The following is a 9,826-nucleotide window of genomic DNA, read 5'->3' as shown; positions in this document are numbered from 1 at the left end:
CCCTGCGGCTTCAAGGACGAAGGGCATAACCGTAAAGAGGTTTAGCCGTGTCCCGTACAATAATGTTGATCCCTACCGGCACCAGCGTTGGTTTAACCAGCGTCAGCTTGGGTGTCATCCGCTCTATGGAGCAAAAAGGTGTGCGCCTGAGCGTATTCAAGCCAATCGCTCAGCCGCGTGCTGGTGATAATGCACCTGACCAAACCACCACTATCATTCGTGCCAACTCCAGCATAACTGCTGCCGAGCCGCTGAATATGGGTTATGTGGAAACCTTGCTGAGTTCTAACCAGCAAGATGTGTTGATGGAAGAGATTGTTGCCCGTTATCACGAAAATACCAAAGACGCAGAAGTGATTCTGGTTGAAGGCTTGGTGCCAACACGCAAACATCAGTTTGCCAATGCACTGAACTATGAAATTGCCAAAACCCTGAATGCTGAAATCGTCTTTGTTATTGCTCTGGGTAATGATTCACCAGACCAATTGAAAGAGCGCATTGAACTGGCTCGTTCCAGTTTCGGTGGCAGCAAAAATAAAAACATCACCGGTGTCATCATTAACAAACTAAACGCACCCGTTGATGAGCAAGGCCGTACCCGCCCTGACCTGTCTGAAATCTTTGATGATTCCACCAAGGCCAGTGTGGCGAGCATCGATCCAACACAGCTGTTTGCCAACAGCCCGCTGCCGGTTCTGGGTTGCGTGCCATGGAGCTTCGAGCTGATTGCGACCCGTGCGATTGATATGTGTAAGCACCTGAATGCGCGCATTATTAACGAAGGCGATATCAGAACACGCCGCGTTAAATCGGTGACATTCTGTGCGCGCAGTATCCCACACATGCTGGAACACTTCCGCCCAGGCTCTCTACTGGTGACCTCAGCAGACCGCCCAGACGTGTTGGTCTCTGCTTGTTTGGCAGCCATGAATGGCGTTGAAATCGGTGCCATTTTGCTGACTGGCGGCTATGAGATTGATAAGCCAATCGAAAAACTGTGTGAACGTGCTTTCGCAACTGGCCTGCCAGTCTTTATGGTGGATACCAACACCTGGCAGACTTCTCTGAGCTTGCAAAGCTTTAATCTGGAAGTGCCAGCAGATGACCATGAACGTGTTGAAAAGCTGCAAAACTATGTTGCCAGCCATATCAACGGTGAGTGGATTGACTCACTGAGTGCCGCTTCTGAGCGTTCGCGTCGCCTGTCACCACCGGCATTCCGTTATGAGCTGACCGAACTGGCACGTAAAGCGGGCAAGCGTATCGTACTGCCAGAAGGTGATGAGCCACGTACGGTTAAAGCCGCCTCTATCTGTGCTGAACGTGGTATCGCGACTTGCGTACTGCTGGGTAATCCGGAAGAGATCCAACGTGTTGCTGCGGCTCAAGGTGTTGAGCTGGGTAAAGGCGTTGAAATCATCGATCCGGTCGCCGTGCGTGAGCAATATGTTCCACGTCTGGTTGAGCTGCGTAAGAGCAAAGGCATGACCGAAGTGGTTGCTCGCGAGCAACTGGAAGACAACGTGGTGCTCGGCACCCTGATGCTGGAAAAAGGCGAAGTTGACGGCCTGGTGTCTGGCGCAGTTCATACCACGGCGAACACTATCCGCCCACCGTTGCAGTTGATCAAAACCGCACCGGGCAGCTCACTGGTCTCTTCTGTATTCTTCATGCTGCTGCCTGACCAGGTTCTGGTTTACGGTGACTGCGCGATTAACCCAGACCCAACGGCTGAGCAACTGTCAGAAATTGCTATCCAGTCAGCTGATTCCGCTGCGGCATTCGGTATCGAACCGCGTGTAGCGATGATCTCTTACTCCACCGGCAATTCTGGTGCAGGTAGCGATGTCGAAAAAGTGCGTGAAGCGACCCGCCTGGCACAGGAAAAACGCCCAGATCTGATCATCGATGGTCCGTTGCAGTATGACGCGGCAATCATGGCAGATGTGGCAAAATCCAAAGCACCTAACTCGCCAGTTGCCGGTAAAGCGACCGTGTTCATCTTCCCTGATTTGAACACCGGTAACACCACCTATAAAGCGGTACAACGTTCTGCCGACCTGATCTCTATCGGGCCGATGCTGCAAGGTATGCGCAAGCCAGTTAACGACTTGTCTCGTGGTGCATTGGTAGACGATATCGTCTATACCGTGGCGCTGACCGCAATTCAATCAGCTCAGGCTGACGCTAGCGCATCTTAATTTCACGATTAAGTCTGTATAAGAAACACCAACGCCAGCCTCGTGCTGGCGTTTTTATTGCGAGTTTTTTATTGTATTAGGGCAAAAATAGGCACAAAAAAACCGCCATAAAGACGGTTTTTCTGCGCTGGTCCGGTAAGCGGCCTTTCCAGCAGGTTTGTATTGCCGTTGTAACGCAAGCACACTCTCGTGCTGAGTATATTGTCTCGCTTGTGGTTGATTGTCAAATGCTGAACAACTCACTATTGGTGTACAATCGCGCTGGGCCTTTTCGCCGCCCTAAGCAAGCGGGCATCGGTTTAAGGAAAGGAGTTCCAACGGCCGTAAACACAGGCACACTCTCGTGCTTGTATTCACGGCAGTGTCGCCGATGGTGCTGGCGTGAAGCGGTCTAAGCATGGACCGCACAATGAAACGATACTTTTGTATTGTGCTCGTTGTATTTGGTGCGTTGTTAACATCCTGGAATGGGGGTTGGAGTATTTTCAACAACTCAATCACGGTAATCATCAACACATCTGGCAAGTAAAATAGGTAGCTGCCCTTCGGGGCGGCTTTCCTTTAAAGCGTGGCTCTATCTTCAAGTGCTTTGCCGCGGTTCAAATTTATAGCTGAAATTTTGGCTCAAAGACTCGCCATCGTCATCATTACCCAACAGTTCAATTAGCATCTTACCGGCTTCTTTACCCATTTTTTTGTAATCAATACGCATTGAAGTCAATGTCGGATAGGTTTGATCACAACTGTCAGAACCATCTAAACACGCCACCGCAATGCCACTGGGGATTTTCAACAGCCGCCGCTGGCATTCAAATAACACGCCGAGCGCGATATCTTCATGGCTGCATATCACCGCATCCAGTTCCGGCTGGCGCTGGAGTATTTCAGTCAGCGCATAGCGGCCAAACTGCAAACTGGCCGTCTCAGGGGTGGTGACGGTTTGATCGGCATTTTTGTAATGCTCTAACATCGCTTTATGCCAACCATTCAACTGCTGACGTTGCAGGCGGTTATCCATATGCGCACCAATAAAACCAATATGCTGGTAACCCCGATCCAGCAAATGGTGACTCAATTCATAGGCTGACTCAAAAAAAGCCGCTTCAAGGGTGATTTTGGCCCCTTTGAAATAGGAGCCGACCACGTTAACCGTCGGGATATTGGCGCGTTCCAGCAATTGATAGGTTTTATCCGCCAGCTGTGAACCAAATATCACTACAGCGGCTGGGTTACTTTGCAGCAAGGTCATCAGTATTTCAGCTTCTTTGCGCTGATTATATTCGTGGCAACCCAGCAATAACTGGAACTCATTTTTATTCAGAATCTGTTGCAGCGCCTGCATAAATCGGGAACTGGCTTTGTCCGTTAATGACGGAATCAAAACAGCGACAGTATCGCTGTGACCGGATGCTAATGCCCCAGCTGCGCGGTTAGGAATATAACCAAGAGTTTCAACCGCTTGCTCTATTTTCTCACGTAATTTATCTGAAACCTGCTCCGGCGTTCGCAGCGCTCTGGAAACAGTCATCGACCCTACCCCGGCGTAATTCGCCACATCCGATAGAGTGACCCGCCCGGTATTACGGCGCTTGCGCGTTTTTTCCATGCTGAGTTCCTGCCTGATTAAAATTTCTTGTCTCTATAAAACAAGCTATTCCGAGTTGGTTCCGACAATACAGTGCATTGTATATGGCTTATCTGGAGATAGCCAAAGGCTCTGATACAACAAATGATAGCGCTATCACAAATTTTGATAGCGCTATCAGGTAGCGCTATCAATTGAGATATTCATCACATTAATGCTAACGATAACTATCTACTCTCAGGTCAACAGTCATCGGGAGCAATAAATATCATGTTAAAAACACTGTTAACTTCAGACGTCATTCAGGTGGTTAACCAGGCCAAAGACTGGCGTGATGCCATCGCGATTTCATGTCAGCCACTTATTGATAATGGCTCGATTGAAGCCCGTTATGTCGAGGCAATTTATCGCTCCCATGAGGCAATCGGCCCTTACTACGTGGTCGGCCCCGGCATCGCGATGCCACATGCCCGCCCGGAAGAAGGTGCCAATAAACTCTCTCTGGCCTTAACCGTCATCACCGAGGGCGTCACTTTCAATGCGGAAGGTAACGATCCGGTCAAACTGCTCATAGTGTTAGCCGCGACAGACAGCACTAGCCATATTGAGGCTATTTCTCAACTCGCTCAGTTGTTCGATAACGATAACGATGTACAAGCCTTACTTAATGCCAAAACGCAGCAGGATATCTTATCCGTTATCGCGCGTTATTAATCTCAGCATTCAGTTTGGATAATAATTTCAAGGGGAAATAAAATGAAAATTACAGTGGTTTGCGGTAATGGCTTAGGTACCAGCCTGATGATGGAAATTAGCATCAAAAGCATTCTGAAAGAGCTGGCGGTTAACGCTGAAGTGGATCATGTGGATCTGGGTTCTGCCAAAGGCACGCCTAGCGATATCTTTATCGGCACCAAAGACATAGCAGAACAACTGGTGGCTCAGGCGGTTGGTGGCAAAATTGTTGCATTGGATAACATGATTGACAAGAAAGCCATGAAAGAACGTTTGTCTGTAGCATTAACTGAATTAGGCGCGCTGTAAGCGGAGGCTGGCATGGATTTCTTTCGTTTCTTAATGAGTGATGTTCTCTCCGAACCGGCAGTACTGGTGGGCCTGATTGCCTTAATCGGCCTGATTGCCCAGAAAAAACCGGTCACGGAGTGCATTAAAGGCACCGTAAAAACCATTATGGGTTTTGTGATTTTAGGTGCCGGTGCGGGCCTGGTGGTTTCATCTCTGGGTGATTTCGCCAACATCTTCCAACATGCATTTGGTATTCAGGGTGTTGTGCCAAATAACGAAGCCATTGTGTCCGTGGCACAAAAGAGTTTCGGTAAAGAAATGGCGATGATTATGTTCTTCGCTATGGTTATCAATATCCTGATTGCTCGCTTTACGCCGTGGAAATTCATCTTCCTGACCGGTCATCACACGTTGTTTATGTCGATGATGGTGGCGGTAATTCTTGCCACCGCTGGGATCAGTGGTGTAACTCTGATTGTGATTGGCTCGCTGGTCGTTGGGGTTGCGATGGTGTTCTTCCCGGCCATTGCTCACCCATACATGAAGAAAGTCACCGGTTCAGATGATGTGGCAATCGGCCACTTCTCTACTCTATCTTATGTTTTGGCGGGTTTTATCGGCAGTAAGTTTGGTAATAAAGAGCATTCGACTGAAGACATGAATGTGCCAAAAAGCCTGCTATTCCTACGTGATACACCGGTCGCTATTTCCTTTACCATGTGTATCATTTTCATCGTCACCTGCCTGTTTGCTGGGCCGGAAGCGGTTAAAAACCTGAGCGGTGGTAAAAACTGGTTCATGTTCTCACTGATGCAATCCATTACTTTCGCCGCAGGTGTGTACATCATCTTGCAAGGTGTGCGTATGGTTATTGCCGAGATCGTACCGGCCTTCAAAGGAATTTCCGACAAATTAGTGCCTAATGCTAAACCGGCGCTGGATTGCCCAGTGGTGTTCCCTTACGCCCCGAATGCGGTTCTGGTTGGCTTCCTGAGCAGCTTTGCCGCAGGTCTTATCGGTATGTTCGCGCTGTATTTGATGAACATGACTGTCATTATCCCAGGTGTTGTGCCCCACTTCTTCGTCGGCGCGGCCGCTGGGGTGTTCGGTAATGCAACCGGTGGGCGTCGTGGTGCTATCTTGGGTGCCTTTGCTCAAGGCTTGCTGATTACTTTCCTGCCAGTATTCCTGCTGCCAGTATTGGGTGATATCGGTTTTGCTAATACGACATTCAGTGATGCTGACTTCGGCGCGCTGGGTATTTTACTGGGTATTATCGTAAAATAATCAGTGAGATAGTTGAAAAATACACAAAGCCCCTGATAAGGGGCTTTTTGATGGCTGAAGGAGATTAATCTTCGCGCGGTGTGATTTTACCGTAATCCTGCTCATTATTGCGAGTCAGCCACAGAGACAGCGCTTTCAGAGAATCCGGTGTAAACTCATCACAACGCGCGGTTATCTCCTCTGGCACCATCCAACATACCTCATCAATCTCCTCTGGCTGCAAAGCAAATGGGCCATGAGATACACAACTGAACAACCCGCCCCATACCCGGCAACACTCTTCTTCGAAGTAAAACAAACCGTGTTCAGCAAACGGAACACCAGCGATACCTAATTCTTCCTCCGCCTCGCGCCGGGCAGACTCAAGGTAATTTTCACCACTTTGCACCACACCACCGGCGGTAGCATCGAGTTTACCGGGATAAAAATCTTTGCACTCGGTGCGACGTTGTACCAGAATCTTCCCCATTCCATCATGTACCACAATGTAGGTGGCACGGTGGCGTAGCCGTTGAGCTCTCATTTGTTGACGACTGGATTGAGCAATCACTTCATTTTGCTCATCAACAATATCAACCCACTCGATGACTGCTGCTGGACTTTGCTCCACCATCCTCTGAAACCTTCTCTCTGGGCGCGGTGATACTCGCGCAATTGTTTAGGGTAACTAACTATTTATAATGATTTTTTAAATTTAACTGAGCGATTGGCTCATCGTTATGTAGGGTCAGAACCTCTAAAGCCCCCTTGTCAAACATACCGTAACTCGCCGGGTATCCACCTTTGGGAATACTGGCTGATCCTGGGTTAAAACAGACCACATCGCCCTGCCACTCCGCTTGTGGCAAGTGTGTATGACCATAGACCAAGATATCCCCACGATGCAACGGAGGAAGTGAGCCTGGATGATATAGGTGACCATGCGTCAAGAATAGGCGTGTTTCTGGCATAATAATCTGCTGCCAGCCAGCCATTATAGGAAACTCCAGTAGCATCTGATCGACTTCACTGTCGCAATTGCCACGTACAGCAATAATTTTTTCCTTATAAGAATTAAGACACTCCGCCACTTCTGCGGGCTGGTAACCGACAGGTAAGGCATTTCGTGGCCCGTGGTTAAGCAAATCCCCCAACAGCACCAGCCATTGAGCACCACTGCGGCCAAAAGTAGCCAGAACTTTTTCAGTTGCGGGCAACGAACCATGCAGGTCGGAAGCAAACATTAACTTCATGATATCGTCTTCTCTCTGTCCAAATCTCAGCATATTCCGGCGATAACAACCGCCACAATGTTTAATAAGAGCTAAAAGAGGAACATTCTACCATCCAATCTGTCGGATTAATCCGATGAAAAGCGCTATCTTTCATGAGAAAAATTTATCACAAAATATACGCAGACATGATAAAAAATGCCTGCGCAAACATATAAGGGGTTATGGCTATGACAATAGCGGTACAGGCTGAGAGACTAACTCATCTAGCGTCATCGAACTGAATAAATATCCCTGCATTGCATCAATAGAGCTACCCATGAGTTGCGCAGCCTCATCCTGATTCTCGACACCGACGACAATGACACCAAGGCAATATTTTTTGATATTACTGATCAGGATGGGAAACGTATTTTTATTGTGTTGCCAAAAGAAATATTTGTCTATTTTGACGTATTCAAAGATATTGGCAGTGACCGCATTTAGTGTAGAACCACCACTGCCTAAGTTATCCAGCCAGAGTGGATAAAGTTTAGACAACTCACGTAATAATGGGTTATTCATACCATCGGATAAATTGGAAAAACTCTCCGTGATTTCCAACCGTAAGAACGGCATTTCATCCAGTATTTGGCGTATATTGGCATCTCTCACAATCACGCCAGCCAAATCGAAATCAATATTAATCGAAAGAAAAACATGATGGGTGATAAACCAATCACTGTAGGCCTTTACGACGCGTAACTGGTCGCAGAATAAATCGGTCTTTCCGTCAACATCGAGTTCTTTAATAAACCGTACTGTATCTATTGCTAAATCGACCGATTTAGCTGAAAACCGACTTAATAACTCTGCTGCCAATAAGCTGCCGTCTTGCTTATGTATAGGTTCACACACATAAGAACAATTAACTTCGATATTTAGCTTCATGCGCACCTGGAAAAGTGTAGAGACAACAAAGAGATCGCTACCCGACCTCCGCCGGAGGATTTATAAGCCACCGCGAGTTTGCTATAAAACACTCAATAGTTATAAAGCGTCGAACGTCACAGGGTTAAAGACGCAAACAACCTCTCTTCCATTCAGATGAGTACGATTACTCTAGCAGACATCGATGAACTCAGTGTTTTAAAAGTATTCAAACTGTGGCCAATAACCATGTTCGTGATCAGAAACAATAGAGAGAACTCTACGACCTGGAACCAGCTATTTCCTGAACACTCATTACTCTATTAATCGGACAGATGAAGGGTTTTATTTAGCTATTATTTTTTATTTTCATTAAATGCCATAACACGCAAGAATCTCTCTTTAGATTAAAAAATTAACTCAGAATGTGCTCAGTATCGTAGGAGAAGAGCGTAGGTTAGCCTATGCTGGAAGAAGAACCAGACTGCCGTCCGTGAAGTTGCAGGTAGGCATCGAGCAAACAACAAATAGGTCGTGAACTGATTTGAACGCTGGTTACAGCGACCTTGCAGAGACCCCCTGCGGTTTCAAGTATGAAGGGGATAAATGGAGATTGGCTATGCGTATATTAATAACCGGAGCTACTGGACTCATCGGGCGAAATCTGACCGTTTTCCTTTTGTCGCAAGCCCATCAAGTCACTGTACTGACCCGCGATATTCAGCGGGCAAGCCATGCACTCGGTGCGCAAGTCACCTGCTGGTCAACCCTCAATGATAAACACGATCTTAATGATTTTGATGCGGTGATCAACCTGGCAGGTGAGCCCATTGCCGAAAAACGTTGGACGGTGCAACACAAAGAGATCCTCTGCCAAAGCCGCTGGCAAATAACCGAGAAACTCACCACGTTAATAAAAGCCAGCAGTGAGCCACCGGCAGTATTTATCTCAGGTTCAGCCATCGGATTTTATGGCGATCAAGGCCAGGCTTTGGTTACCGAAGAAGAGACTCCGCATGATGAATTTACTCATCAATTGTGCGAGCGTTGGGAAAATCTGGCAAGCGCCGCAGAGAGCGAAAACACCCGGGTTTGCTTGCTGCGTACCGGTATTGTGTTAGCACCGCACGGTGGTGCCTTGGCTAAAATGGTGCCCCTGATCCGCCTTGGCTTGGGTGGCCCGATTGGTGATGGCCGCCAATATCTGCCGTGGATTCATATCGATGACATGGTGCATGGCATCTATTATTTGCTTACTACTCATAATCTTAGCGGCCCATTCAATATGGTTTCGCCTTATCCGGTACATAACGAACAATTTATTGCTACTTTGGCTGAGGTTTTGGATAGACCTGCGGTTATTCGCACACCTGCGGCTGCAATTCGTTTATTGCTGGGAGAATCTGCCGCATTGGTATTAGGTGGGCAGCGAGCGATACCGAAACGATTGGAGGAGGCCGGTTTTGCTTTTCGCTATTTCGAACTAGAAGAGGCGCTGCGTAATGTATTGAACAAACCAGCGCCCTGACAAAATTATAAAATTCAATTGGTGCTCAACCGATAGGGTTAATGACTAAGTACCCGCTGCGGTAAAACAGGTCGATCGT

At 47.7% G+C, this 9,826-nt stretch carries 10 protein-coding genes; 6 read left to right on the top strand and 4 right to left on the bottom strand.

Translation table 11 applies throughout. The features are described 5' to 3' along the window. Positions 1–62: 62 nt before the first annotated feature. Together pta and YALDO0001_RS22650 are read left to right on the top strand one after the other, a co-directional pair. Positions 63–2,201: a phosphate acetyltransferase gene (gene pta, locus YALDO0001_RS10770; protein WP_004702982.1), complete on the top strand. Its 2,139-nt coding sequence runs from the start codon at positions 63–65 to the stop codon at positions 2,199–2,201. 397 nt (positions 2,202–2,598) lie between these two features. After that, positions 2,599–2,730 (top strand): small toxic inner membrane protein TimP, encoded by a 132-nt coding sequence (locus YALDO0001_RS22650; protein ID WP_487251795.1) that lies wholly within the window; start codon positions 2,599–2,601, stop codon positions 2,728–2,730. A gap of 51 nt (positions 2,731–2,781) precedes the next feature. On the opposite strand, the gene YALDO0001_RS10765 is transcribed toward YALDO0001_RS22650, so the two are convergent. After that, positions 2,782–3,807 carry a LacI family DNA-binding transcriptional regulator gene (locus YALDO0001_RS10765; RefSeq protein WP_004702978.1) on the bottom strand — a complete coding sequence of 342 codons (1,026 nt, stop codon included), beginning with the start codon at positions 3,805–3,807 and terminating at the stop codon, positions 2,782–2,784. 249 nt (positions 3,808–4,056) lie between these two features. Between YALDO0001_RS10765 and YALDO0001_RS10760 the strand changes: the two genes are divergently transcribed. Genes YALDO0001_RS10760 through ulaA form a run of 3 tightly spaced genes read left to right on the top strand, consistent with a single transcriptional unit; the run spans position 4,057 to position 6,099 of the window. Continuing rightward, on the top strand, positions 4,057–4,500 hold the full coding sequence (locus YALDO0001_RS10760; protein WP_004702975.1) for a PTS sugar transporter subunit IIA: 444 nt from the start codon (positions 4,057–4,059) through the stop codon (positions 4,498–4,500). A gap of 42 nt (positions 4,501–4,542) precedes the next feature. Continuing rightward, a complete protein-coding gene (locus YALDO0001_RS10755) occupies positions 4,543–4,830 on the top strand; it encodes a PTS sugar transporter subunit IIB (protein WP_004702974.1) in 288 nt (95 codons plus the stop codon). A 12-nt stretch (positions 4,831–4,842) separates the two neighbouring features. Then, the gene (ulaA, locus tag YALDO0001_RS10750) at positions 4,843–6,099 is read left to right on the top strand and encodes a PTS ascorbate transporter subunit IIC (RefSeq protein WP_004702972.1); all 1,257 of its coding nucleotides are present in this window, start codon (positions 4,843–4,845) and stop codon (positions 6,097–6,099) included. 64 nt (positions 6,100–6,163) lie between these two features. Here the strand turns inward: ulaA and yfcD are convergent, their stop codons facing one another. The 3 genes from yfcD to YALDO0001_RS10735 all read right to left on the bottom strand — a co-directional run bounded on the left by yfcD (position 6,164) and on the right by YALDO0001_RS10735 (position 8,240). Beyond that, the gene (gene yfcD / locus YALDO0001_RS10745; protein WP_004702971.1) at positions 6,164–6,712 is read right to left on the bottom strand and encodes an NUDIX hydrolase YfcD; all 549 of its coding nucleotides are present in this window, start codon (positions 6,710–6,712) and stop codon (positions 6,164–6,166) included. A 58-nt stretch (positions 6,713–6,770) separates the two neighbouring features. Further along, positions 6,771–7,331 (bottom strand): phosphodiesterase, encoded by a 561-nt coding sequence (gene yfcE, locus YALDO0001_RS10740; RefSeq protein ID WP_042839785.1) that lies wholly within the window; start codon positions 7,329–7,331, stop codon positions 6,771–6,773. 207 nt (positions 7,332–7,538) lie between these two features. Beyond that, positions 7,539–8,240, bottom strand: coding sequence for an EAL domain-containing protein (locus tag YALDO0001_RS10735; protein ID WP_042839784.1), 702 nt, complete (start codon positions 8,238–8,240; stop codon positions 7,539–7,541). Positions 8,241–8,838: 598 nt separating this feature from the next. Here YALDO0001_RS10735 and YALDO0001_RS10730 point away from each other — a divergent pair. Next, on the top strand, positions 8,839–9,747 hold the full coding sequence (locus YALDO0001_RS10730; RefSeq protein WP_042839783.1) for a TIGR01777 family oxidoreductase: 909 nt from the start codon (positions 8,839–8,841) through the stop codon (positions 9,745–9,747). Positions 9,748–9,826 lie beyond the last annotated feature (79 nt).

Source organism: Yersinia aldovae ATCC 35236, assembly GCF_000173735.1.
Lineage (GTDB): Bacteria > Pseudomonadota > Gammaproteobacteria > Enterobacterales > Enterobacteriaceae > Yersinia > Yersinia aldovae.
The sequence above is the reverse complement of the archived record's forward strand: the minus strand, read 5'-3'. Positions and strand labels throughout refer to the sequence as shown.

What these genes read in the sequence shown, in the direction of transcription:
- pta (WP_004702982.1), top strand. Translation starts at nt 63, where the DNA reads ATGTTGATCCCTACCGGCACCAGCGTTGGTTTAACCAGCGTCAGCTTG.
- YALDO0001_RS22650 (WP_487251795.1), top strand. Translation starts at nt 2,599, where the DNA reads ATGGACCGCACAATGAAACGATACTTTTGTATTGTGCTCGTTGTATTT.
- YALDO0001_RS10765 (WP_004702978.1), bottom strand. Translation starts at nt 3,807, where the DNA reads ATGGAAAAAACGCGCAAGCGCCGTAATACCGGGCGGGTCACTCTATCG.
- YALDO0001_RS10760 (WP_004702975.1), top strand. Translation starts at nt 4,057, where the DNA reads ATGTTAAAAACACTGTTAACTTCAGACGTCATTCAGGTGGTTAACCAG.
- YALDO0001_RS10755 (WP_004702974.1), top strand. Translation starts at nt 4,543, where the DNA reads ATGAAAATTACAGTGGTTTGCGGTAATGGCTTAGGTACCAGCCTGATG.
- ulaA (WP_004702972.1), top strand. Translation starts at nt 4,843, where the DNA reads ATGGATTTCTTTCGTTTCTTAATGAGTGATGTTCTCTCCGAACCGGCA.
- yfcD (WP_004702971.1), bottom strand. Translation starts at nt 6,712, where the DNA reads ATGGTGGAGCAAAGTCCAGCAGCAGTCATCGAGTGGGTTGATATTGTT.
- yfcE (WP_042839785.1), bottom strand. Translation starts at nt 7,331, where the DNA reads ATGAAGTTAATGTTTGCTTCCGACCTGCATGGTTCGTTGCCCGCAACT.
- YALDO0001_RS10735 (WP_042839784.1), bottom strand. Translation starts at nt 8,240, where the DNA reads ATGAAGCTAAATATCGAAGTTAATTGTTCTTATGTGTGTGAACCTATA.
- YALDO0001_RS10730 (WP_042839783.1), top strand. Translation starts at nt 8,839, where the DNA reads ATGCGTATATTAATAACCGGAGCTACTGGACTCATCGGGCGAAATCTG.